We start from the raw sequence: 24,091 nt of genomic DNA, 5'->3' as shown, positions 1-24,091 counted from the left end.
CTAACTTCAACTAACGTAGCGGTTTAGTTTATTCTCAATTTGATCTTGTACAAGAGATAATATAAAACAAATAATCCAATAGATTAAGGCGGCTTCCACATATAAAAGAAGTGGTTCATAGGTATTTGCTACAATTTCTTGAGCTTTACGGAACATCTCAGCTACTAAAATCGTCGAAGCTAGAGAAGTATCCTTTACCAGACTAATAAATGAGTTCGATAAGGGTGGTATAGATACCCGAGTTGCTTGTGGCAAAATGACACGCCTCAATGACTGTCCATACGACATCCCGATTGATTGTGAAGCTTCCCACTGCCCTTTAGGAATGGAAAGAATAGCTGCGCGAATGATTTCAGATGCATATGCCCCTGTATTTAATGAGAACCCAATAATAGCAGCTGGGAAGGGGTCTATTTTAATGCCTATCGATGGTAACCCAAAGAATATAATAAACAATTGCACAAGTAGCGGGGTTCCTCGAATAATGGATATGTATACCCTGGCTATCCCGCTAAGCAATTTTATACCAGATATACGAAATAAAGCAGTCGTAATGGCTAACATAATCCCAATAACAAACGATATAAGAGTCATTGGAATGGAATAGAAGAGAGCTCCTTTCACCAACGGGAGAAAGGAACTCTGTGCAATATCGGTATATCGGTCTGCGTCGAATACCGCAGAGTACAATACATTATTTAGTAGATACATCTTCGCCAAACCATTCTTTCGAAATTTCGGCTAATGTGCCGTCTTCTTTCATTTCTTTCAGAGCGCCATTAACTGCTTCGACTAATTTATCGTTACCTTTACGGACCATAAGCGCACTCTCAGAGGCTTCATCCTCACGATCCACTATTTCTACCTGAGCGTTATCGCCTTTTTCTTTAATAAAATCTAAAACGGATAGACGATCGTTCACAGTTGCATCTGCACGTCCAGAAGCTAGTAGCTGCATAGCAGCGTTGAATCCTTCAACACCTGTTACTTCTGCACCGTATTCTTTAGCGATATCAGCAAAGTTACTTGTTAAAGATTGAGCAGCTGTTACCCCTTCTAGATCTTCGAAGCTGTTAATGTTGTCATTCCCTTTTTTAGCAACAAGTACAGCAGTTGAAATGGTGTAAGGTGTAGTGAAATCATATTTCTCCTTACGTTCTGGCTTAATACCAACTTGGTTTGCGATCATGTCAAAGCGTTTTGAGTTAAGCCCAGCAAACATAGAATCCCATTTTGTTTCCATGAATTTAACCTCAAGACCAAGGCGTTCTCCTACTTCACGTGCCACTTCCACATCATAACCCGTCAGCTCATCGTTTTCGTCATGGAAAGTATAAGGAGGGTACGTCCCTTCTGTTCCTACCCGCAGAACACCTTCCTCTTTAATTTGTTCATATAAATCCTGATCGGTATTAGTGCTTTCTTCTGATGTACTTTCCTCTTCATTCTTGTTATCTCCATTTGCAGCTTGCTGACTATTGTCTTCTTCATTAGAACCACATGCAACAATAACCAAAGCTAGTAAAGTAATTGAGATAACAGCTAAGAATTTCTTCATGTCGTCAACCTCCTATGATGTTTAATACCAACTAATCTTATAAGTATTAATTTTTTTGATGATACATATCATACCCTTCCTAAGTTGGGTGTGTCAATTAAACATTTAATAGTCTTCAAAAAATTTTGCTTATTCAGGTAACCGAAACACTGGTCTTTTGATGCTCAAAAAAATGCGCTACTTCTATAGCTATTATGGTTCTCTAAATCTTAAGTTATTTATACCATTCACATTCACCTTTAGACAGATGTTGAAATCATGTATTTAAACTTGCTTCTACACCACCTTTCGTTTAAACTTTTAAACTAACGAACAGAAAGAAGGAATGGAAGCATGTCTACTCAATTTGAACAGTTATTTCGCCTGAACACTCTAACGTTTCATGCATTGGGAGATACAGCGAGACAAGATATAATACTATTGTTAGACCAAAATAAACGGTTAAGTGTAAACGAAATAGCCGATAAATCTCCCCTTTCACGACCTGCAGTATCTCACCATCTGAAGATCCTACGTGATGCAGGTATCGTATCCATTGAGAAGGAAGGAACCAAACGGTACTATTTCCTGACTATTGAAGACAGAATTGACTTATTAAAACAATTGATTGCAGAAGTTGAAGAGCATTGCATAGAGTAGGAGGACCATCATGGAATTTATCTTTTTAGGAACAGGTGCAGGTGTTCCTTCGAAGAAACGAAACGTATCAAGCATCGCTTTACAGTTATTACAGGAAAGAGGTAGCACATGGCTTATTGACTGCGGGGAAGCCACACAACACCAAATTTTAAACACCTCTATCCGGCCTAGAAGAATTGAGAAGATATTTATTACTCATTTGCACGGAGATCATATTTTCGGATTGCCTGGTTTTTTAGGAAGCCGTTCTTTCCAAGGGGGAACTTCACCTTTAGAAATATATGGCCCTCGTGGTATAAAAACGTTTATTGAAACGGCACTTTCTGTTAGTTCAACGAGGTTAACCTACGATATACATATTCATGAAATCGAAGAAGGTAAGATTTATGAAGATGATCAATTCGTAATATCTTGTAAAAAGTTAGACCATGGAATTATGAGCTATGGATATGCTTTTGAGGAAAAGGATAAACCTGGTGAACTACTCGTGGAGCGATTAAAAGAAAAAGGCGTTCAACCTGGACCTATATATCAGCAAATTAAAGATCAGCCTCGCGTGATGCTAGAGAATGGAACAATGATTAACCGTGAGGATTATGTTGGGCCACCTAAAAAGGGAAGAAAAGTTTGTGTATTCGGGGACACAAGGTATCATGAGCGTTTTATACCTTTTGTAAAAAGTGCAGATGTTTTAGTTCATGAAGCAACATTCGCTGAAAATGAAGATGAATTAGCTTATAATTACTATCATTCCACAACAGCTCAGGCAGCTCGACTAGCAAGAGACGCAGGAGTAGCACAACTAATTCTTACCCATATTTCTTCTCGCTATCAGGACAACGACGTAGAACAATTATTAAATGAGGCAAAAAGCTATTTTTCTAATACAGAAATCGCTGCCGACTTGAGGCACTTCATGGTACGCGATTAAGGAGGTTTTGAGTTGAGGATCAATGAGTTAGTTGAACATCAACGAACATTTTACTACACAGAATCTACTAAGCCCTACTCATTTCGAAAAGAACAATTAAACACACTCAGGAGCATGATTGAAGAAAATGAGCAATCTATTATTCATGCCCTTTATAGGGACTTGCATAAATCAGAATTTGAAAGTTATACAACTGAAATTGGATTTTTATATAGTGAGATCACCTCTGCTATAAAAAATCTTAAAGAATGGATGAAACCTCAAAAGGTGAAGACGCCTTTTACACACGCAGGATCTAAAAGTTACTTATATCAAGAACCTTACGGAGTTACGCTCATAATTGCTCCGTGGAATTACCCTTTTCAACTCGCACTTGCCCCAGTTATTGGAGCCTTAGCTGCTGGAAACACAGTTGTTCTAAAACCATCAGAACTCACACCTGAAACATCATCTCTATTGAAAGAAATGATAGATAAATGGTTTGATCCTGCTGTACTTGCCGTAGTTGAAGGAGATGCTGAAGTTAGCCAAAAGTTACTTGAAGAGCGTTTTGATTTAATATTCTTCACAGGTAGTGTCCCAGTTGGAAAAATCGTAATGGAAAAAGCAAGCCAACATCTAACGCCTGTCATATTAGAGTTAGGAGGAAAAAGTCCAACAATTGTGGAGGAAGATGCAAATCTCGACCTAGCTGCAAAACGGATTGCTTGGGGTAAGTTCACCAACGCTGGTCAAACGTGTATTGCCCCTGATTATGTATATGTCCATTGGTCTGTTAAACCTGAATTGCTAAGTAAATTAAAACAAGCCATCAAAGACCTCTACGGTGAAGACCCTCTATATAATGAGGAGTACAGTCATATCGTCAATAAACGTCATTTCGATCGTTTATGTAAGTACTTAAACGATGGAGAACTGATTGCTGGCGGAGAGCGTGACGAGGACATAAATTCAATCGAACCAACTATTCTTGATCACATTACGTGGGATGATGCGGTCATGCAGGATGAGATCTTCGGGCCCATCTTACCTGTATTAACGTTCGATGACATCGAAGAAGTTGTAAGTGAAGTGAGAAACCACGAAAAACCTCTTGCTCTCTATTATTTTTCTGAGGATGAACAGAAACAAGAAGATATCTTATCTAAGTTATCTTTCGGGGGTGGGTGTATAAATGACACCCTCTTCCACGTTGCTAATCCTCACCTCCCCTTTGGAGGCGTTGGTCAAAGTGGCGTAGGTAGCTATCACGGTAAAGCAAGCTTTGATGCCTTCACTCATTCAAAAGGAATCGTTAAACAAACGACGAAGTTTGACCTTTCCATTCGCTATCCTGGCCGTAAACACGGTCTAAAACTTATAAAAAAATTACTCAAATAAACACTCCCCACTCTTATTTTTAAGAGTGGGGAATTTAGTTTAAGTCTGTTAATGCTTAGAGTCTTCCATATAAGCCCCCTTATATAGAAGACTCTAAGCTGAGACACTTTAGTGTGGAAAGGGCCGTTACGATTATGAGTGCTTGGGCTTGCTCGGGGACAACTCGCTTTCCTGCGGGGAGCTGGGAAGCCTCCTCGTTCGCTAACGCTCTCTGTGGGGTCTTCCCTAGGCTCCTTACCCCGCGGGAGTCTCGCAGTCCCCGAGCTAGCCCTTACGTTAACTAGGTTAACGGTCCTGGAATCACACAAAGTAATTTTGTTTCTTCTCATATGGCTTGTTTCCGTTCACCCTAATACGGAAAAGGTAGGCCTGGAAACTGCGAGACTCTCGTGGGAAGAAGAGCCAGTCTAGTTCCGGCGTGGAGGACCTAGCGTGACAAGTCATCTTTTTTACAAAGGCTTATCGCCTTTTCCAAAAAGCTGTCTTGTCCGTAGGGTCCTGGACACCACGCCTGCACTTTCTAATCTAGGTGAGACCCCGGAGGTCGGCTTGCCGGGTGAGGAGGCTCACCAGCTCCCCACAGGAAAGCGAGTGGTTTCCAGGCCTAACTTACGCTCAACTAAAGCAAACGGAAACATTCTCTCAGCTTCGAGTCTTCAACAATACTGCCCTATTCTTGAACAAGCTTGTTTTAAAGAATAACAACAGCAAACTTTAACAGAGCCTAGTTTTAAGACCTATGTAATATAACGGTGAGTACATCTTAATCCATTTGAGGTATCAATAATTCCGTAAGATCCATATGGAAGTTTACGCTTGTCCATTAGAGATCCTGGGTTGAATAGGAGTGTCTTTTTCACCCATCTTGTGAGTGGTAAGTGTGAATGGCCAAAGATAATGAGATCGACTTCCTCTTCCTCAAATGCTTCAATCACACGTTTTTCAGTAGTCTTCTTCTCCCCATGTCCATGAACAACACCTATTTTATATCCATCGATTTCTAAAAGTAACTTTTCAGGAAGAAGTTCTCGAATTTCATCTTCTTCAACATTCCCTTGAACACCTTTTACCTCTCCATAAGAAACTAGTGCTTCGTAAATCCCTCTACTACTCCAATCTCCTGCATGAATGATTAAGTCTACGTGCCTTAACTCTTGTATTAAAGATTCAGGGAATGCTTCCCCCTTCTTTGGCATATGTGTATCAGAGATAACGATTATTCTCATTTTCTCATTCCTTCCTAAAGGTGGTTATATGATGAAAGTTTTCTTAGCAGGTCCTTTCTTTAACGAAGAAGAACGTGAACGGGTACGAGAAATTGCTGAAGTTCTACAAGATATCAAGGGATTAGAAGTCTTTATCCCCATGAAAAACCAGTTCAAACCTCTAGAGTTTGGAGAAGAACGATGGAGAAAAGCCGTCTTCTCAAACGATGTGATACACATTTTAGAGTCAGATGTAATGGTCGCCATCCATGATAGTGGTGATAAACCCTATCCGGATTCCGGCACGATGTGGGAAATGGGGTTTGCTTATGCACATCGCATCCCCATTATTGTTTATACTGAAAAGGATACCGTTATGAATCTTATGATTGCGGAGTCAGGAAGAGCATTTGTTCATTCATTAGAGGACTTGATCGCTTACGACTTCCATACCCTCCCTTCTAATACTTATAATGGCGAGATCATCTGACATACTTGAGAGACGTTTTTCGTTGCTCCTTACCCGCTGCTTATGTACAATAATAGTGACCCAATAATCGAAACAGTTAAGCACGTTTCTTCATAAGAAAGGATTTAGATATCTTGACAACCATATGTTTAGTAAGACATGGTGAAACCGAGTGGAACAAACAATCGCGTTTACAAGGCCAAGAAGACATCCACTTAAATGATACAGGACGTCAGCAGGCAAAGGAAGCCGGTTTACACCTTCAACATTACGATTGGGACGTGTTCATTACAAGTCCTCTATCAAGAGCAAAAGAAACAGCTACTATTATATTAGACCATCTCAACCAACCTATTGATCTTGTGGAGATGGAGAACTTCAAAGAGCGAGCTTTCGGTGAAGGATCTGGGTTAACATATGATGAAATCCATGCGAGATACCCTAATCGCGATTATCAGGGACAAGAGGAGTGGGAACCATTCCAAAAACGAATTTTTGATGGCCTCAACGAAGTTCAACAACAATTTCAAGACAAAAAGATTCTATTAGTTGCTCATGGTGCTGTGATTAATGCCATATTATCCGTCCTATCTGAAGGAGAAATTGGTTCAGGTAAGACGAAGTTAATGAATGCGTGTATCAGTAACATTGAACACCTAAATGAACTTTGGCAAATCACAACCTACAATGAAACTCATCACCTTTCTTAAACACAGGAATCGAACATTTTAACAATGAACACAGGAGTGTATTTTACTTGACCTATATTCTCTTTACGATAGCTGCTATAGTTACCTTTTTACTAGCTGTAAACTTATCCACTTATGCAGATATCATTGAAAAGAAATCAGCTGCTACAGGTGCCATGATTGGGCTTTTGCTTGGTGCCGCAACATCCTTGCCAGAAATCACAACAAGTATCACCGCTGTAACCATAGATAATCCAGACCTAGCTTTAGGAAACCTATTGGGTAGTAATCTTTTTAACGTACTTATACTAGCGTTATTTGATCTTTATTACCGCAGGTCTCGCCTATTGCGTTACTCAACAAATGAACATGCAGCTACAGCGGGACTTGGTCTATTAATGTCGATGGTTATTTTATTATCCTTTATCATTTCCCTTCCGTATTCCTTCTGGGGAGTTGGACTTGATTCAATCATGATCATTGCATTTTACCTTGTTGGGATTAGAGTTATATCACAGTTCACCTCAAATGAGGTAGAAACCCCTGTTGAAGAAGCGAATGCAAGACACCAACAACGAATTAAAGATACGAGCTTAAACCAAGCCATTCTCTACTTCGCACTTGCTGCAATAGGAACAATACTTGCAGGAAGTCTTCTTACGGTAACTGGAGATCGCATTGCGCAAATTAGCGGACTTGGATCTACATTTGTTGGTTCATTACTAATCGCTGCAAGCACTTCATTACCCGAAGCTGTATCATCTTTTATCGCTATTCGATTGCGAAATTACTCTTTAATGATGAACGGGATACTTGGAAGCAACTTGTTTAACCTGCTCATTCTAGCCGGGACAGATATCTTTTTCAGAGATGGCCCTCTTCTCCAAGCAGGAAACGAAGCTCATGTATACTCCATAATTGGATCAATGCTCTTAATCGCAATTACTCTTTATGCCATTTTGCGAAAGAAATCAGCCAATTCACTAACGTACGTTATCCCTTCTACGTTAATTGTGCTGATTTACTTAGCATCAAGCTATTTGATCTACACTCATTCTACGATTTAAAACAACCAGCCATCTTGGCTGGTTGTTTTTATATGCCCTATATGCCCCCTTATGCGGAAGAATTGAAGCTGGAAGGGGCCGTTACGATTATGAGTGCTTGGGCTTGCTCGGGGACAACTCGCTTTCCTGCGGGGAGCTGGGAAGCCTCCTCGTTCGCATACGCTCTCTGCGGGGTCCCCCCTAGGCTCCTTTTCCCGCGGGAGTCTCGCAGTCCCCGAGCATGCCCTGGCTTTAATAAGGTGAACGATCCCGCAGTTCGCATCAGGATTTCTAATGTCAACCTATATGGCATGTTTTCGTTTACCCTTATATGGCAAAGGTGGGCCTGGAAACTGCAAGACTCCCGTGGGCAGAAGAGCCTAGGTGAGCCATAGGAAAGCGAGTGGTCTCCAGGCCCACCTTACACTAAACTAAAGGTAACGGAAACATTCTCTAAATTTCAAGTGTTCAACAATACCACCCTATTCTTGAGTTAGCTTATTAACAAGGAAGCATTAAAACTTTAATAAGACCAATTGAATAAAGAGACCATTTACCACAAGAAAATGACCATATGCTACAATAGGGATGATTATAGAAAGGAGCGATAGAATGGAACAACTCGTATTTATTGAAACAGGTATGGGCGTTGATGTTCACGGTCAGAATGTCACAAAAGCAGCTGTTCGTGCTGTAAAAAACGCCATACATACCAACTCTATGCCTGGTATTAAAAGTATTTTACCCGAACAGTCTTTAGACAACATGGTCGTTAACATAAAACTAGCAGCACCTTGTGATCACGAAAAGTTAGATATTGAAGAAGTTCGAAGCGCCATTCCTTATGGTACTGTCACAGTTGAAGTGATGGAAGGTGGCATGCTTACGACTAGTGGCATTCACTTAGAAGAAAAGGAAGACAAAAATGATTTAATGTATATCGTCAATGCTTCTGTAGAAGTAGGCTACTAATATCTAAATGATGAAACAAGCATTATACAAAACGACAGGAAGGTGAAGTTAATATGTTTAAAAAGGTAGCTTCTGATGCCCTTGGCTTAAGTGATGTGGGAAAAGTTATTCTTCCAGAGGACTATGATAAAGTCGATGCAGACGATTATGTAATGCATGAAGATGGGGAGAAGATCTTCTTCCTAATTAAATCTGCTGCTGATGAGTATTGCTTTACGAACAAAGCTTTAATTCACTTAGATGGTACTAGCGCAACAAGTAAAAAACGTATGCTTCATCGCTACGATTATTACAAACATACGATTTCAAATGTTGCCCTTGAAACCGCAGGTACCGTTGATTTAGATGTTGAGATTAAATTTTCAATGGGAAATCAGTCTTTCTCCATTGACGTTCACAAGAAGAACATCGAAGAACTGAAAGACCTATATAAAGCCCTCCTTAAAATAGCTGAGATTATGAGCGAGAATGATGCTTATTACGAATTTACAAAGCAGAGTCTTGATTATGCATCTAATACTTTGCATCGAGCAGATATTAAAGACAACCGTGTATTTGAGGAATTCAAGTCCATTAATCAGTTAGCGTTTAACTGGTTAGTTGAAAGTAAACAAAAATACACGGTAAAGGATTTTGGAGACGTATTTGAGCGCTATATCCAAAATTAGTTTCCAAGCAGCTATCGATTATTTCGAGTAGCTGCTTTTTCTATAAACGAAAAAGCATATTCCCTTCCTCAACGCTCATACACTAAAGGGACAGCCTAGAAGTGAGGTGATGTGAGCATGGGAGATGTGATTCCTTTTCCGAAACCTAAGATTAAACTAACACAGGAGGAATCAATCGAATTTAGGGAACTTCGTGATCTATTAGACCGAGCCCAGACATGGAAAGAACTCCGGATATGTCAACGCAAAGTAGAACAGTTTAAAAAACGTGTAAAGAAGCGCCACTCCCGAAACCCCTTACCTTGAAGTGGGTTTTCTTTTTTTGTTATTTATCAATTCGGAGTTACTACTAAGTATAAATAAAAAGCTCACTTCTAAAAAAGTGAGCTTGCTCTATTTTATTGATTTGTAAATGAGAGCGTGTGAAAACGATCGATTGCCTCTCTTAACCGCTCTTCTGGTTCTAGTAAACCAATTCGCACGAATCCTTCACCATATTCCCCAAAACCTACACCAGGTGCCACTACGATACCAATTTCATCTATTAGGTAATCAGCAAAGGATTCAGATGTAAAGCCTGCAGGAACCTCGAGCCACATAAAGAAAGATCCTTGTGGTGCCTCTACGTTCCAACCTATTTCAAGAAATCCTTCTACTAGTAGGTTCCTTCTTGCTTCATAGAGCTCAACTAACTCCTTAACAGAATCTTCACCTTTATCTAATGCTTCAGCGGCAGCTTCCTGAACCGCGCCAAATAAACTTACATAATAATGGTCCTGAACGAGTTCTAAAGCTTTAATAACACTTTTATTCCCCACGGCAAATGCGACACGCCACCCTGCCATATTAAATGTCTTACTCATTGTATACATCTCTACACCAACATCTTTGGCACCAGGGACCTGTAAAAAGCTAAGCGGTTTCTCCCCATCAAAACCAATCGCCCCGTAGGCAAAATCATGGACGACACAAATATCATGTTTATTCGCTACATCAATCGTTTCTTCAAAAAATTCCTCTGTGGCTGTAGCAGCTGTAGGGTTATTTGGGTAGTTCAAAAACATTAATTTGGCTTTATGTAGTGTTTCTTTAGATATCTGATCATATTGTGGGAGGAATTGATTCTCTTTTAGAAGAGGCATCTTCTCCATACTAGCATTTGCCATCGCAACCCCAGACCAGTAATCGGGATAACCAGGGTCCGGCACAAGGGCGGTGTCTCCTTCATCGAGAAAACATTGACTCACCTCAACGAGGCCTGTTTTACTGCCAAACATAATCGCTACCTCAGTTTCTGGGTCAAGGTCAACGTCATACTTTCTTTTATAAAAGTTTGCTACTGCTTTTTTTAAAAAAGGAAACCCTTTAAATGGAGAATATTTATGGTAGGTTTCGTTGTCAACTGCTCGCTTTAAGGATTCTGTAACAAACGAAGGTGTCGGCTGGTCAGGATTTCCTTGTCCTAAATTAATCATTTCCTTCCCACCTGCTTCGGCTCTCTTTACTTTATCTACTAATTTAGCAAAGAATTGCTCAGGCAATCGTTCTAGCGCCTTTGAATATGTAAACTGCTTCATGTCTCTCCCCCTCTAAACGGTCTTAATAAAACAGAATAGACCTATTCCCCCAATTTGTAAAGACCGAATTTTCTTACTAGTGAAATCATTAGTACCTTGTATTTTCGACTTAAAAGGGATAGGTTGAATGACGTTTTCAAGAAAAGAAAAAGCAGGTTGGCAGACAACAATACATAAAAAAAAGCTAACCAAAGGTTAGCTTTTACTATTTAAAATTAAATCTCGTTGGGTCCGTTCTGTAGGCGAGGTTATGATTAGAGAAACGCGCAAATTCAATTAGTTCCCGCTCTCTTTTTCGGGTTTTAAATTCACAAATAAATGGTTCAAGCTTGGGCGTTTGATAAGTAAATCGCTTTTTCAACACCAATCCCTCCTACTTAATTAGGTCAATTATAGTGTTAGCAGTTGAGCCTTATTTATGAATTAATGACGATTTGCAAACTCTTTAATTTTTGATGTTAAGAAATCGTACCCTTCGAGAGAGAAATGAAGACCGTCATGATCGGGACCATCGACTAAAGACTTAAAATCCTTCATCTTTACCATCTCTCCGAATAAATCGAAGCACTCGATACCTGTTTCTTCAGCAACTTCCCGAACAACATTCGCATAAGAGCGTAGCCTCTCATTCGTTCGTTTTTGTTGGGCTTCTTCATCTACCGCTGGAGGCGTTATTAGAAGCACACTAGTGTCCTCTAAACGCTTTATCATATGTAATAAGTTGTTCCTAAACTGTTCTAGTGGTACCTTCCGATGATCCGCCCCATCATTTGAACCAAAGAGGATCGTTACCATTGAAGGGGACTGAGCTAAAACGTCTCGTTCAAATCGCTTCACTCCATCTTCAGTCGTATCACCTGACACGCCTCTGTTAACAATAACCATATCCCTTAACTCTTCTTGAAGCTGTTTCGTTAATGGAGACTGAGTAAACCCATGTCCTGCGGTGATACTGTCTCCAAAGCATACCATTTTTCTCATTCTTTCTCTCCTTTTTACTATAATAGCCATTATATCAACCCTATAGCAGCTCAACAAAATTTGGATTGCTCATACTCTAAAGTTTATAAACAAAAAATAAAAAGGATCCAATCAAGCTATTGGATCCCTTCCATTAAATCAATATAAGCTTTAACACATAGCGTTATCTAGCGGATTTGCCCAGTACCTCTCATTTGATACTTAATTGTCGTCAAAGCCGGCAGCCCCATAGGTCCACGTGCATGGAGTTTCTGAGTTGATATGCCAATTTCTGCACCGAACCCTAGTGCTCCACCATCAGTAAACCGAGTAGATGCATTATGGTATAGTGCTGCAGCGTCTACAAGTTTCATAAAGAGTTCAACATTTTGAATATCTTCTGAAATAATTGCTTCTGAATGCTTTGTGCCGTAAAGTTCAATATGCTCTATTGCCTCTGTAACATCCGATACAACCTTCATTGCAATATGCTTACTTAGATACTCTTCTGCCCAATCAATTTCTGAAGCTTTCATTGCACCCGGTACCGCCTCAACAGCCAAGTCATCTCCATGCACAGAAATTCCGTTTTCATGAAACGCCGATAGTAGCGCTTCTTTATTGTCCTTCAACCACTTCTCATGAACGATTAACGTTTCTGCTGCATTACATACAGCAGGTCGATCGGTCTTTGCATTGATTAGAATCGAGATTGCTTTGTCAACTTCTGCACTTTGATCAATGTATATATGACAGTTTCCTACTCCCGTTTCTAGTACTGGAACCGTTGCATTATTTACAACTGCTTGAATTAGAGACCCACCGCCCCGAGGGATTAATACATCAATGTGGTCTTTCATGGTAAACAATGCATTAGTGGCTTTACGATCAGTGCTAGCTATAAATTGAATGGCATCCTTAGGAATCCTAGTGTTCAATAAACCTTCTTTCATGACTTCCACGATTTTCTTATTTGATTCAATCGCTGAAGATCCTCCCTTTAAGACAATAGAATTACCTGATTTTAAAGCAAGCCCTGTTGCATCTACTGTAACATTTGGACGAGCTTCATAAATCATTCCAATTACACCAAGAGGCACAGTCACTTTTTGAACTTGAAGGCCATTATCAAGTGTCCAATCTGATTGTACGATACCGGTAGGATCATCAAGAGAAGCCACTTCCCGCAAGCCATTTGCAAATTCAAAAACCCGTTCCTTTGTAAGCGATAAGCGGTCCATAAAAGCTTCTTCATAACCCGCTTCACGACCTTTGATCAAGTCTAATTCATTGGCTTTCAGTATCTCTTCCCATTTCGCTTCTAACTGATCCGCAATGGCAAATAACGCTTTATTCTTTTCTTCTGTAGTTAGTATGGATAGTGTCTTGGATGCTTTCTTTGCTTGAACTGCTTGTGCTTCTACATTCGTTTGTTCTTTTGTAACCATGTATCAATTCCTCCCTTATATTAAACACTTACTGGTAATGTAAAGTCGAGATGACATACAAAATCTTCACGTTCCACTGCTGCTTGTTTGTATTCGGATAATCTGTCAATCGGTTGACCTATAAAAGATTTAAAGGTTGTTGAAGAATAGTTCACTACACCAAGTCCTACCTCTTCTCCGGAAACGTCTATAACACGAACGACTGCTCCCTTGTCGAAATCACCATGAACTTTTGTAACATGTGCAGGGTGTAAGCTATTCTTTTGCTGAACAATCAAGTCCTTGGAATCCATACTAATAATCACTTCACCCTCAGGCCCTGAATTAAAGGCAATCCATTGTTTCTTTTGGTCTAGATTCGTTGTGTCTGGTTTGGATGTAAAGTACGTTCCTTTTGCTTGATGATGAACTGCATCATATACAATGTTTGCAGTGGAAGCCTTCCCTAAGAAAGAAGCGATCCCAGATGCCATCGCGATCTTAAAGGCATCAATCTTAGACTTCATGCCTCCTGTGCCAACAGAACTTCCTGATCCTCCTGCAGAGGCCTCAATTTCATCAGTAATTTCTTGTACATGCTCTACAAGTTTGGCGTCTGGATTATCATTCGGATTCTCTTCATAAAGTCCTTCGATATCTGAAAGAATAATGAGCTGATCTGCATCTACAAGCCCCGCTACTTTTGCAGATAGCGTGTCATTATCTCCAAATTTCAGAAAATCCATCGTAATCGTGTCGTTCTCATTAACAATTGGGATAATGCCACGATCAAGCAAAACGTTGATGGTACTCCTAGCATTATTGTAACGGTCCTCATCGGAGAAATCGCTTCGTGTAATGAGTATTTGTGACCCTACATACCCGTGTGAAAGGAATAAATCAGAATACGACTCAATAAGAAGTCCTTGACCAATAGAAGCTGCCGCTTGCTTCTCTGCAAGATCTGTTGGGCGTTCAAGGCAACCGAGCTTTCGGTACCCAGCTGCTACTGCACCAGAAGATACAAGCAATACTTCGTGTCCTTCATCTTTTAAGCGAACGACTTCGTCTACGATTTTTTCGAGCTTACGACGACTAATCTCACCGTGCATACTCGTTAGAGAGCTACTTCCAATTTTAATGACGATACGTTTCGATTCGGTTTCTGTAATCATACGTTCCTCCTGCAATTCGTTAATTTGTCTCTTATTAATTAGTTGCTACTAGTGGTTGTTCCGCTTGTTTGGACATTTCTTTAGAACGCGATGCGGCTCCTTTAATAGCTGCAGAAACTGCCTTTCCACCTCCATGAAGGTCAAGTGCATTAAGCCCTGCGGCTGTTGTTCCATTAGGTGATGTCACATTTTCTCTTAATTCAGTTGGGGTTTCTTCTCTCTCTTGAATCATTTTAGCTGCACCGAGTATGGTTTGCGCACCGATGGACCTTGCAAGCTCTCCATCAAGTCCTGCTTCAATGCCAGCTTGCTCCATATGCTCCATGAGGTTATAAAAATAAGCAGGTCCACTTCCGGCAATCCCAGTGAATATATCCATATGAGCTTCGTCAATAATATAAGCTTCTCCAAAGGATTCCATTAATGATTTTGTAAGGTAAATTCGATCTTTAGGGGCATGGGCTCCTGGTGCAATCGCCGTTGCAGATTCCCCGATCATGCTAGAAGTATTTGGCATGACTCGAATCACTTGCTGTTTCTCAGGTAAGTGACTCTCCATGTGTGAAGTTGTTATTCCTGCTAGGACAGAAATGATGGTTTGGTGTGGGTTTAAATGAGGCCGTAAAGATTCCAATACAGAATCAATGTCTTTTGGTTTCATCGCTAATACAAATAAGTCAATCGTTGCAAAGTCCAAATCTTCTCGCTTTTGAGCTTGAATGCCATATTTATATTTCAACTCGTTTAAACGATTCGTATTACTTCGGTTTGATACAATAATTTGACTTGGAGTGACCAGGTCTGACTGAACCATTCCTGATATCATCGCTTCAGCCATAGATCCGGCTCCTAAAAAAGCAATCGTTTGTGTCACTACGTTAACACGCTCCCTTTTTTCCGCTTTTGTTACAACGAAGATTATCGTAACATTCCAAAAAATATATGCAAGGGCTTTCGGATAAATGGGGTGCATAGAGGCGAAATAGTTAATGTAAACGGTTCCATTCCGTCTTATTCACTTCTTGTGACGTCTCACGAGGTCTTATTTCTTCTCAGAACGATTTATGAAGATTATGGAAAGGCTGTTTTCAAAACTTCTTATATTTTCGTAATATTCCCATAATTTCAGTTTTATCTAATCTTATTTCACATATTCCATGGTTACCACTTAGGCTCTTCAACTTTTAACAAGTTCTATTTTGGTTGCATATAAAATGCCACTTCTTTTGCGTCTTCTTGAGTCCGTAGATTCTCAGGATAAAAATATGTCCCTTTTGCTTTTTGAGCAAGAGCTTGAATAGCAATCCCTGACACAGATGCATCCCCTAAGAAAGATAAGATACCGTGATCTAATGTTTGTTTAAACGCTTCGATTTTAGATTTCATCCCCCCTGTCCCCCTATTACTTCCGCCCCCTCCAGCGAGAGCTTCAATTTCAGCTGTAATTCCAAACACTTCGTGAACTAATGTAGCAGCTGGATCAGTTCGTGGATTCCCTCTAAAAAGTCCATCTACATCAGACAATATCATATAGAAATCTGCGGTAACCAAACATGATACTTCAGCTCCGAGAGTGTCATTATCCCCAAACCTCAGAGACGTCATAGATACGGTATCGTTCTCATTAATGATTGGAATAATTCCTCGTTCTAATAATACATTTATCGTATTTCTTGCATTTAGAGAGCGACCTTGGTTAGAGAAATCGCTTTTGGTGAGGAGTATTTGGGAGCCAACATACCCATGTTCTAGTAATAAGTCAGCATACGTCCGAATAAGTTCCACTTGTCCTATAGAAGCAGCTGCTTGTTCTTCTGCTAAAGTTGTTGGACGAGTTAAACATCCCAGTTTACGATACCCTGCTGCGATTGCTCCAGAAGATACAAGCAATACTTCAAACCCGGCATCTTTCAATGAAACTACTTCATTCACGACCCGTTCGAGCTTTCGGTGACTCATTTCACCTTGTGCACTAGTAAGTGAGCTACTGCCTATTTTTAGCACGATTCGCTTGTTTTTAATTAAGTCCCCCATCAGTACCCCTCCCTTAACCTGACTTCATAACTAGCTGCTTTTTTCTGAATAATAAGAATAATTATACTTTTATTCGTATAGAAATTCAAAAGAATTTTTACGACAATATTTTATTTTTTAGATTAACGAAGCCAATTTAAAGGAATGAATATATATAACGAATAAAGGAGTACAAATTGATGTTCCATATAATAAAACGATATTTATCAATGTCAAAGCGCGAAAGAAAGAATGAACTACAGTCTACACTTTGGTTTATGCCCATGTGGTATATTATTGCTGCCATATGCCTCTCTGCTTTAACTTTTATATTAGATTATAAGCTAGATATAGCATCTTATTTCCCTAAGCTTGTAGCATTCAGCGCAAGTACAACTCAAACACTTTTAGGTTCCTTAGTTGGAGGGGTTTTAACGCTTAGTGCCTTCACAATCAACTCTATTCTGGTTGCCCTTACTACATTCAGTGGACAGTTTTCCTCTAAAATGCTTTTAAATTACATAAGCGACCGAAACACACAGCACGTTATGGGGATTTTCAACGGAAGTTTCATTTATGTATTACTAAATTTCCTCTATGTTTCTAATGAAGATATAGAATTCCTTCTAGCCATTCCGTTTCTTTCTATTGCGACCGTCTTTCTTGCAGCCATTACATTCGTTTATTTCATCAACCACACTACTACTTGGCTACAAGTTCACAACATTACCGCTCGTATGAAAGAAAATTCGAAGAGTATTATTCAAAGCTCTCTTATGAAAGAAATACAACCATTTCGTAAAGACCCAAAGGAGACCACCGCACATCTTCCTGCTGAAAAAGGAACTGTAATTAATGCAGAAAGCTCTGGTTATCTTCAGTTAGCAGATTTTCAACGACTCATCCATAAAGCAAAAGAAGACAACTTAATTATACAACTGCACCCGCGTATAGGAGAGTTCGTTCTATGTAACACGCCACTGTTTAGTTATTGGGGAGATGGCGAAAAATTTAATAAGAAGAAATACTTAAAATTAGTTGTCCTAGGTAAAAAACAAACAGAAATCCAAGACCTTGAATACGGGGTTAATAAACTTGCTGAAGTAGCCATCAGAGCCCTTGGAAATGATGACCCGCTAACCGTTACAAACACCCTTCATCAAATCACAGAACTACTTCAGGAAGTTGGTAGCGTTACTGACTTCTCCCCTTATCTATATGATGAAGAAGGTAATCTACGACTGATGCTTTGTCAGGAAGATTTTAAATATTACCTACACAAAGGCTTTGCCAATATACGAGAATATAGCCACCATAATGTCACGATCATTACTGAAATCTTGTCCATGCTTTCTTTAATGGCTAAAGGTATGGATGAGAGGTTCCATGACGATATATGGGAATTCGCTTTCCAAACGGTTAAAGGACTTAACGGTTGTAGTCTATTTGAGAATGATTGCTATTACCTTATTGACAACCTCAAATTAGTCACTAAGAACACACACAATCAAAATAAGTTTGAACCATTAAAAGAAGAGCTTTTAAAAACCATATATCAATAAAGTCCCAAATAAGCGCTCAGAATGAACTCTGAGCGCTTTATTATAAAGTCCAATAATAAAAAAATTGAGGGCAAAACCATTATGGCCATTGTCCTCAATTATTTCATAACAATATTCAGGAAGAGAAAATATAGACACGCGCTTCATATGGATACAGTTTTAATTCTGTATCACTTGGATCCTGGTCCCCATTATAATTACTAAGCACAAGAGAACCATGACTTACGGACATAGGAGATTGGAATTCCGCTTCAGATTCTGTGAGATTTGCAATCACGAAAGCCTTCTTTCGCCCTAATGTTCTTGTATAAGCATAAACCTTTTCGTCATCAGCATTTACCAAGTCATATGTCCCATACGTAAACAAATCATATTGTTTCTTCAACTGAATCATCGTCTTATAGTAGTGTAAGATTGAATTTTGTTCATGCTGTTGGGATTCTACATTAATCGTGTCGTGGTTGGGATTAACCTTCATCCATGGAGTAGCACTCGTAAAACCAGCATTTTTGTCTTGACTCCATTGCATAGGTGTACGACTATTGTCTCTTGAAGTACTCCATAATACATCCATGACTTCATTATGTGTGTACCCTTCTTCAATCATGTTTTGATACGTATTCTTAGCAGCAACGTCATCAAAATCTTCAATTGAAGGAAATTTAAAGTTCGTCATCCCTATTTCTTGCCCTTGATAGATAAACGGCGTTCCCTGCATGAAGAAATACATAGTCCCTAAAGATGTAGCGCTCTCGCGCCAATACTTACCATCATTCCCCCATGTTGAAACGCTTCTCGCTTTGTCATGGTTCTCAATGAAGAGAGCATTCCAACCATCTCCTTCAAGCCCTTTCTGCCAACGAGTCAAAGCATCCTTCAAAGCTAATACATCTAGCTTTTGATCCGCATCTTGGTCCCATAGGTCTAAGTGTTCAAACTGAAAGACCATATCCATCTTTCCTTCCTCACCAACCCAAAGGTGCGCTTCATCAGCACTTACACCATTGGCTTCACCCACGGTCATAACGTCATAGTTTCCATAAGTCTTATCTTTAAACTCTTGAAGAAACTCGTGAATGCCTTCCTGGTTCATGTGCATATCAAAAGAGGATACATACTTCTCTTTCTTAGGATTAGGAAGATCAGGAAGACCTGAGCGCTTCTTTATATGACTAATTGCATCAATACGGAAGCCATCGATACCTTTATCAAGCCACCAGTTTACTGTATCGTACAAAACTTCTCTAACTTCTTCATTCTCCCAGTTCAGGTCAGGCTGTTTCCGAGAGAATAAGTGCATATAATATTGACCAGTTTCTTCATCGTACTCCCATGCTGATCCTCCAAAGATGCTTTCCCAGTTATTTGGTTCTTCACCGTTTTTAGGATCTCTCCATATATACCAATCTCGTTTTGGACTCTCTATAGAGGACCTCGATTCTAAAAACCAAGGGTGTTCATCACTCGTATGGTTTAATACAAGATCAATTATAAGCTTCATCCCACGTTTATGTACTTCACGTAAAAGCTCATCAAAATCTTCCATTGTACCAAACTCTTCTAATATATCTTGATAGTCTGATATATCATAACCATTATCATCTTTAGGTGATTTGTACATTGGACAAATCCATATAAAATCTATACCCAAATCTTTCAAGTAATCAAGCCGACTAATCATCCCCTGTAAGTCACCAATACCATCGCCATTCGAATCTTGAAAGCTTCGGGGATACACTTGATACCCAACAGCTTCTTTCCACCATACTCTTTCCATCATCAATCCCTCATTTCTTTAACCGATTGTATACGTAACCTCCAAGCCATAATGATCAGAAACAATAGGAGTTGTTCTTCCATCAAATACAACTTCAGATTTCTGTACATTCACATGTTGATTACAAAAGATGTGATCGATCTTGATTCCTTCTTTGTTCTGATCCCAACCGGCAATTTTCCCTTCAATTGTTTCCTCACCAATTTGTTCAAGAGCTACTTTATGTGTATCAATCCATCCCTTTCTTAGGATATAATCATACCCTTCCTCATGACGGTCATCAGAAGCGTTGAAATCACCCAGAAGGAAAGATAGTCCTTCAGCATTCATGTGATTCATAAGTACATCCACTTGAGAATCATAAGGTTCGTCTTCATCTCCCCACCAACCTAGGTGGCAAGAGTAGAGGCTTACAGGTACCTCATTAATCACACACATTGCAGATACAATCTTTCGTGATTTCCAATAGTCTACTGAGCTAGACTTAGTTACATAAAATGACTCTGATGTATGAATGGGATGCCTTACAAGAAGGGCAAGCCCTTCTTCGTAGACATCATATCCATAATGGGAAACATCCCAGACTAACTGATAATCTGCGCTGCCTAGCTCATTCAATTCTTGTTGTATTAAGTAACCATAGTTATCATCTCTGATATGGTCGTACACATAATGAGCCTCTTTATGCTGACTTACTTCCTGTAACGCAACGGCATCATAGCGGCTGTTATGAATTCTCTCTGCAACTTGTTTAATTTTAGTCATTTGATTGTCTTCCTGCCATGCATGTACATTCAATGTCAGTAGTTTCATCTATTAAGCTCCTAGTTTTGTTTGAATCTCAGATTTTAGAACATCTGCTTTAGGGCCATAGATTGCTTGAACACCTCTATCTTTCACAACAAGTCCCATAGCTCCATTACGCTTCCACTCATCTTCTTTAGCTACTTTCTCTAAATCATTCACTGTTACACGCAAGCGTGTCATACAAGCGTCTACTTCATAGATGTTTTCCTTACCACCTAGTAATGCAATAACTTGACCGGATTGAGAATGATCTTCTCCGTTCTCGCTCATAGATGAATCTGCCGTACGATCTCCTTCTCCGCCGTCATCAATGTAATTGCCTTTACGCCCTGGAGTTGGTAATTTCATTTTTTTAATCATAACATTTGCAATGGAGAAGTTCAGTCCAAAGAATACAAGGCATGTTACGACAAAGTTAATTAGATCTCGCCCAATCCCTGCATTAATCATAAGAGGTGTACGAGTAATTAATTCAACCATACCAAATGCATGGACGCGTAAATCTACTAAGTCTACAACAGCAAAGGCTAAACCTGTCATGATCGCATACACAACGTATAATAAAGGTGCAGCAAACATAAACATAAATTCAATTGGTTCCGTAACCCCTGTTAGGAAGACCGCAAGTCCAGCCGAAAGGAATACAGATTTATACTTACTCTTCTTATCCTCGTCAACGTTTTTGTACATAGCAAGGGCTATACCAATTAAAGCCGCTGTTGATGTCACAACCTGACCTGCTTTAAAACGAGCAGGTGTAACGTTCTCTTTCAATTCATTATAAGCTTCCATATTGCCTTGAGACATATAGTTGTAAAGATCTGTTGCCCAAGCCAACCATAGCGGATCCTGACCAGCTACTGCTTGTCCTATATTTTTTCCAGTTTGAATAATGTACGTTCCGCCTAGTTCCGTATAATTAATTGGAACAGTTAACATATGGTGAAGACCAAACGGAAGCATTAGTCGTTCCATAGCGCCATATACAAATGGAGCTAAGATTGGTGCAGAATCACGAGATGTTGCAATCCATTCACCGAAGTTGTTAAGAACGGTTTGAACAGGAGGCCAGATAAGCGCCAATGCTAGGGATACAAATACTGAACCTACCATTACAACAAACGGTACAAAACGTTTTCCGTTAAAGAAACCTAATGCATCTGGTAATTTGTCAAAAGCATAATATTTATTAAAAAGACTAGCTCCTAAGAAACCTGAAATGATTCCGACAAATACCCCCATGTTTAATGCTGGTGCACCTAAGACATTAATAAAATAATCCCCGACAGGCATTTCTGTACCTAAAAATGATGTTACGGTTTGCTCGCCTTCAATCAACATGGCCGAGTTTACACCAAATATTGCTCCTGTAATTCGGTTAATAAAGATAAAGGCAAGAAGCGCAGCAAATGCTCCCCCTGCACGCTCTTTAGCCCAAGATCCACCAATAGCTACGGCGAATAAAATATGAAGGTTACCAATAATAGACCAACCGATATCTTCCATAATTCGCGCAAACGCTTGCATAAATGCAAGGTCATCAACAACCATATCGAGTGCTTTCCCTAACGAGATCATAATACCAGCTGCTGGCATTACGGCTACTACAACCATCAATGCTTTCCCGAATTTTTGCCAAAAATCAAATGAAAAGATCGGCAATTGCTTAATTTTAGACATGTTCCCACTCCCCTTATCTCAATCATCTGGAATCGTTTTCACAATTATGTAAAAAATGAAAACGTTTTGTGCAAACGTTTTCGCAACTTATGAATCAAATAGTACCGTAAAATCTTCCATTTAGCAAGACTAATCGAATAATTTTATAAAAATATTTTATCATATTTTTGTAAGTAATAGATGAGACGATCTAAATCGTGAGACTCTACACCTACTTCAATATCTTCCAATAGCAAATGAACCACCTTCTCAAGTAACTGAAATACTGTTAAGATTGCTCTCAAAAGGCGGATATCCTCATTCATATCAGCAAGACTCGCCTCATATCCGCCATCATTCATTGATTCTTCTATTATATGGAGGTTTTCTTTCCATTGAATATGTTCCTGATGTGTTAAATATCCGTTTTCAATTAATAACTTTATTAAACTAGGAGAATCTTTATATATACGAATCAATAGTTTTGACAATATTGGAAGTCGTTCATATACTTCTCCAAAACTAAGAAACCCTTGCTTAAGGACCTTCAGCAGTCTTTTAAGTAATCCAAAGTGAAACCCCTCTTCCCTATAGTCCACGATTGCCCTAAATATACCTTCAACAATCGTTGCATCAAGCCCCGTCACTTCTTCCCAAAGTGCGTCAAACCCCTCCTTTTCATATAACATACTATAGTAAGAAAGAGTTTCCCTTAGTTCGCGAAAGAATGATGGGGGGATGTTTTCTACAACGCTGCGTAAACGATTCTCATTGACATTTTGAACGAGTTTTTCGTGACCAGTGTCTAAAAACCCAGGAACTTGGTGAAAGGCATACAACAGATCTCCTGTCAGGCTAACTTTGTAAATATCGCCATTATTCAGGTCATATCGTTGACTTGCTACCTTTTTTAGCTGATTAATAGGAATTGCGTAAATCCCAGAAAAAGGTACTAATGGTTGAAGGAATGTTTCCTCAATAGAAAGCTGAAATCCCTTGTCAATTGCTGCCATCTGGTAAACACTTGGCTTCGCATCATTAAAGGTGTATACAGCTTCAAATGGTTTTTCAATAAGATGAAGGGTTTGAGCTAAGTTACCACCTAAAGAGAAACCCATTCCAATTTTTCTTAATGGAACGTTCGTTTTTAGTTGGATATATTCTGTAAGAAGTTCATCAAATGCTTTTGCCGATCGATATTGCGATATTCCTTGGCCTACAAAAATCCCTAACAAGTTATAAACCCAGTCTTTTGGCCTCCAGTCTGAAACCTCTACATGCTCACTACCACGAAAAATGGTGTACATCTCGTTCACTCCATTATGTGGATTGTAGAAGTGAATCACCGTCCCATCAAACCCCGTATCTTGTTCAGTTGTAGTAAAGGAAGAGGGATAGATGGTTATATCGACTTCTCTTTCTGACAAAGCACATTGATCCTTTAGCCACTCTTTAATTGCTTTAGGAGATGCTCCTTCATATTCAGTATTTACGACCTTTGCTCGAATTAGATCATCATTTAAAATTAACCTTTTCACCCTCATTCCCCTCCTACTGTTTCTGTCTTAAGTGTAGCA

21 protein-coding genes and 1 pseudogene are annotated in these 24,091 nt (G+C 39.5%); 9 read left to right on the top strand and 13 right to left on the bottom strand.

Annotated elements, in window-relative coordinates; translation table 11 throughout:
• Positions 1-6 precede the first annotated feature (6 nt).
• Entirely contained in the window at positions 7-711 is a 705-nt protein-coding gene (locus IEW76_RS15890; RefSeq protein WP_188655417.1) for an amino acid ABC transporter permease, read from the bottom strand.
• The gene (locus IEW76_RS15885) at positions 695-1,558 is read right to left on the bottom strand and encodes an amino acid ABC transporter substrate-binding protein (RefSeq protein ID WP_188655416.1); all 864 of its coding nucleotides are present in this window, start codon (positions 1,556-1,558) and stop codon (positions 695-697) included. The genes IEW76_RS15890 and IEW76_RS15885 overlap by 17 nt, the downstream gene beginning before the upstream one ends.
• Positions 1,559-1,891: 333 nt before the next feature.
• Here IEW76_RS15885 and IEW76_RS15880 point away from each other — a divergent pair, with 333 nt between their 5' ends.
• The 3 genes from IEW76_RS15880 to IEW76_RS15870 are packed head-to-tail and all read left to right on the top strand — an operon-like array spanning position 1,892 to position 4,508.
• Entirely contained in the window at positions 1,892-2,197 is a 306-nt protein-coding gene (locus IEW76_RS15880; protein ID WP_188655415.1) for an ArsR/SmtB family transcription factor, read from the top strand.
• A 10-nt stretch (positions 2,198-2,207) separates the two neighbouring features.
• Positions 2,208-3,128, top strand: coding sequence for a ribonuclease Z (gene rnz / locus IEW76_RS15875; protein ID WP_188655414.1), 921 nt, complete (start codon positions 2,208-2,210; stop codon positions 3,126-3,128).
• 18 nt (positions 3,129-3,146) lie between these two features.
• On the top strand, positions 3,147-4,508 hold the full coding sequence (locus tag IEW76_RS15870) for an aldehyde dehydrogenase (protein WP_188655428.1): 1,362 nt from the start codon (positions 3,147-3,149) through the stop codon (positions 4,506-4,508).
• Positions 4,509-5,245: 737 nt separating this feature from the next.
• On the opposite strand, the gene IEW76_RS15865 is transcribed toward IEW76_RS15870, so the two are convergent.
• The gene (locus tag IEW76_RS15865; RefSeq protein WP_188655413.1) at positions 5,246-5,734 is read right to left on the bottom strand and encodes a metallophosphoesterase family protein; all 489 of its coding nucleotides are present in this window, start codon (positions 5,732-5,734) and stop codon (positions 5,246-5,248) included.
• A 28-nt stretch (positions 5,735-5,762) separates the two neighbouring features.
• Between IEW76_RS15865 and IEW76_RS15860 the strand changes: the two genes are divergently transcribed.
• From IEW76_RS15860 to IEW76_RS15840, 5 genes are all read left to right on the top strand, one after another.
• Positions 5,763-6,203, top strand: a complete 441-nt coding sequence (locus tag IEW76_RS15860) for a nucleoside 2-deoxyribosyltransferase (RefSeq protein WP_188655412.1) — start codon at positions 5,763-5,765, stop codon at positions 6,201-6,203.
• A 113-nt stretch (positions 6,204-6,316) separates the two neighbouring features.
• A complete protein-coding gene (locus tag IEW76_RS15855) occupies positions 6,317-6,892 on the top strand; it encodes a histidine phosphatase family protein (protein WP_188655411.1) in 576 nt (191 codons plus the stop codon).
• Positions 6,893-6,939: 47 nt separating this feature from the next.
• Positions 6,940-7,938 (top strand): sodium:calcium antiporter, encoded by a 999-nt coding sequence (locus tag IEW76_RS15850; RefSeq protein ID WP_188655410.1) that lies wholly within the window; start codon positions 6,940-6,942, stop codon positions 7,936-7,938.
• A 591-nt stretch (positions 7,939-8,529) separates the two neighbouring features.
• Entirely contained in the window at positions 8,530-8,889 is a 360-nt protein-coding gene (locus tag IEW76_RS15845; RefSeq protein ID WP_188655409.1) for a Lin0512 family protein, read from the top strand.
• Between the two features lie 53 nt (positions 8,890-8,942).
• A complete protein-coding gene (locus tag IEW76_RS15840) occupies positions 8,943-9,557 on the top strand; it encodes a PH domain-containing protein (RefSeq protein ID WP_188655408.1) in 615 nt (204 codons plus the stop codon).
• A gap of 398 nt (positions 9,558-9,955) precedes the next feature.
• On the opposite strand, the gene IEW76_RS15835 is transcribed toward IEW76_RS15840, so the two are convergent.
• The 6 genes and pseudogenes from IEW76_RS15835 to proB (IEW76_RS15810) all read right to left on the bottom strand — a co-directional run.
• Positions 9,956-11,134: a pyridoxal phosphate-dependent aminotransferase gene (locus IEW76_RS15835; protein WP_188655407.1), complete on the bottom strand. Its 1,179-nt coding sequence runs from the start codon at positions 11,132-11,134 to the stop codon at positions 9,956-9,958.
• A gap of 423 nt (positions 11,135-11,557) precedes the next feature.
• Positions 11,558-12,115 carry a GDSL-type esterase/lipase family protein gene (locus IEW76_RS15830; protein WP_188655406.1) on the bottom strand — a complete coding sequence of 186 codons (558 nt, stop codon included), beginning with the start codon at positions 12,113-12,115 and terminating at the stop codon, positions 11,558-11,560.
• Between the two features lie 167 nt (positions 12,116-12,282).
• A complete protein-coding gene (locus IEW76_RS15825; protein ID WP_188655405.1) occupies positions 12,283-13,542 on the bottom strand; it encodes a glutamate-5-semialdehyde dehydrogenase in 1,260 nt (419 codons plus the stop codon).
• Between the two features lie 20 nt (positions 13,543-13,562).
• On the bottom strand, positions 13,563-14,696 hold the full coding sequence (gene proB, locus IEW76_RS15820; protein WP_188655404.1) for a glutamate 5-kinase: 1,134 nt from the start codon (positions 14,694-14,696) through the stop codon (positions 13,563-13,565).
• A gap of 34 nt (positions 14,697-14,730) precedes the next feature.
• Positions 14,731-15,669: a pyrroline-5-carboxylate reductase gene (gene proC, locus IEW76_RS15815; RefSeq protein WP_188655403.1), complete on the bottom strand. Its 939-nt coding sequence runs from the start codon at positions 15,667-15,669 to the stop codon at positions 14,731-14,733.
• Positions 15,670-15,893: 224 nt separating this feature from the next.
• Positions 15,894-16,730: pseudogene (proB, locus tag IEW76_RS15810) on the bottom strand (glutamate 5-kinase); the annotation flags it as partial.
• Positions 16,731-16,909: 179 nt separating this feature from the next.
• Between proB (IEW76_RS15810) and IEW76_RS15805 the strand changes: the two are divergent.
• Positions 16,910-18,271 carry a DUF2254 domain-containing protein gene (locus IEW76_RS15805; protein WP_188655401.1) on the top strand — a complete coding sequence of 454 codons (1,362 nt, stop codon included), beginning with the start codon at positions 16,910-16,912 and terminating at the stop codon, positions 18,269-18,271.
• A gap of 115 nt (positions 18,272-18,386) precedes the next feature.
• Here IEW76_RS15805 and IEW76_RS15800 read toward each other — a convergent pair whose 3' ends face one another.
• The 4 genes from IEW76_RS15800 to IEW76_RS15785 all read right to left on the bottom strand — a co-directional run bounded on the left by IEW76_RS15800 (position 18,387) and on the right by IEW76_RS15785 (position 24,052).
• Positions 18,387-20,048, bottom strand: coding sequence for a glycoside hydrolase family 13 protein (locus IEW76_RS15800; protein ID WP_188655427.1), 1,662 nt, complete (start codon positions 20,046-20,048; stop codon positions 18,387-18,389).
• Positions 20,049-20,066: 18 nt separating this feature from the next.
• On the bottom strand, positions 20,067-20,861 hold the full coding sequence (locus tag IEW76_RS15795; protein ID WP_188655400.1) for an endonuclease/exonuclease/phosphatase family protein: 795 nt from the start codon (positions 20,859-20,861) through the stop codon (positions 20,067-20,069).
• A 3-nt stretch (positions 20,862-20,864) separates the two neighbouring features.
• Entirely contained in the window at positions 20,865-22,517 is a 1,653-nt protein-coding gene (locus IEW76_RS15790; RefSeq protein WP_188655426.1) for a PTS transporter subunit IIBC, read from the bottom strand.
• Between the two features lie 161 nt (positions 22,518-22,678).
• The gene (locus IEW76_RS15785; protein WP_188655399.1) at positions 22,679-24,052 is read right to left on the bottom strand and encodes a DUF6792 domain-containing protein; all 1,374 of its coding nucleotides are present in this window, start codon (positions 24,050-24,052) and stop codon (positions 22,679-22,681) included.
• Positions 24,053-24,091 lie beyond the last annotated feature (39 nt).

The organism is Pontibacillus salipaludis (assembly GCF_014642405.1).
In the GTDB taxonomy this organism is placed as follows: domain Bacteria; phylum Bacillota; class Bacilli; order Bacillales; family BH030062; genus Pontibacillus; species Pontibacillus salipaludis.
Note: the sequence above shows the minus strand (reverse complement) of the source record. Positions and strands in the feature narration are given on the sequence as shown.

What these genes read in the sequence shown, in the direction of transcription:
- IEW76_RS15890 (WP_188655417.1), bottom strand. Translation starts at nt 711, where the DNA reads ATGTATCTACTAAATAATGTATTGTACTCTGCGGTATTCGACGCAGAC.
- IEW76_RS15885 (WP_188655416.1), bottom strand. Translation starts at nt 1,558, where the DNA reads ATGAAGAAATTCTTAGCTGTTATCTCAATTACTTTACTAGCTTTGGTT.
- IEW76_RS15880 (WP_188655415.1), top strand. Translation starts at nt 1,892, where the DNA reads ATGTCTACTCAATTTGAACAGTTATTTCGCCTGAACACTCTAACGTTT.
- rnz (WP_188655414.1), top strand. Translation starts at nt 2,208, where the DNA reads ATGGAATTTATCTTTTTAGGAACAGGTGCAGGTGTTCCTTCGAAGAAA.
- IEW76_RS15865 (WP_188655413.1), bottom strand. Translation starts at nt 5,734, where the DNA reads ATGAGAATAATCGTTATCTCTGATACACATATGCCAAAGAAGGGGGAA.
- IEW76_RS15860 (WP_188655412.1), top strand. Translation starts at nt 5,763, where the DNA reads ATGATGAAAGTTTTCTTAGCAGGTCCTTTCTTTAACGAAGAAGAACGT.
- IEW76_RS15845 (WP_188655409.1), top strand. Translation starts at nt 8,530, where the DNA reads ATGGAACAACTCGTATTTATTGAAACAGGTATGGGCGTTGATGTTCAC.
- IEW76_RS15840 (WP_188655408.1), top strand. Translation starts at nt 8,943, where the DNA reads ATGTTTAAAAAGGTAGCTTCTGATGCCCTTGGCTTAAGTGATGTGGGA.
- IEW76_RS15835 (WP_188655407.1), bottom strand. Translation starts at nt 11,134, where the DNA reads ATGAAGCAGTTTACATATTCAAAGGCGCTAGAACGATTGCCTGAGCAA.
- IEW76_RS15830 (WP_188655406.1), bottom strand. Translation starts at nt 12,115, where the DNA reads ATGAGAAAAATGGTATGCTTTGGAGACAGTATCACCGCAGGACATGGG.
- IEW76_RS15825 (WP_188655405.1), bottom strand. Translation starts at nt 13,542, where the DNA reads ATGGTTACAAAAGAACAAACGAATGTAGAAGCACAAGCAGTTCAAGCA.
- proB (WP_188655404.1), bottom strand. Translation starts at nt 14,696, where the DNA reads ATGATTACAGAAACCGAATCGAAACGTATCGTCATTAAAATTGGAAGT.
- proC (WP_188655403.1), bottom strand. Translation starts at nt 15,669, where the DNA reads ATGCACCCCATTTATCCGAAAGCCCTTGCATATATTTTTTGGAATGTT.
- IEW76_RS15805 (WP_188655401.1), top strand. Translation starts at nt 16,910, where the DNA reads ATGTTCCATATAATAAAACGATATTTATCAATGTCAAAGCGCGAAAGA.
- IEW76_RS15800 (WP_188655427.1), bottom strand. Translation starts at nt 20,048, where the DNA reads ATGGAAAGAGTATGGTGGAAAGAAGCTGTTGGGTATCAAGTGTATCCC.
- IEW76_RS15795 (WP_188655400.1), bottom strand. Translation starts at nt 20,861, where the DNA reads ATGAAACTACTGACATTGAATGTACATGCATGGCAGGAAGACAATCAA.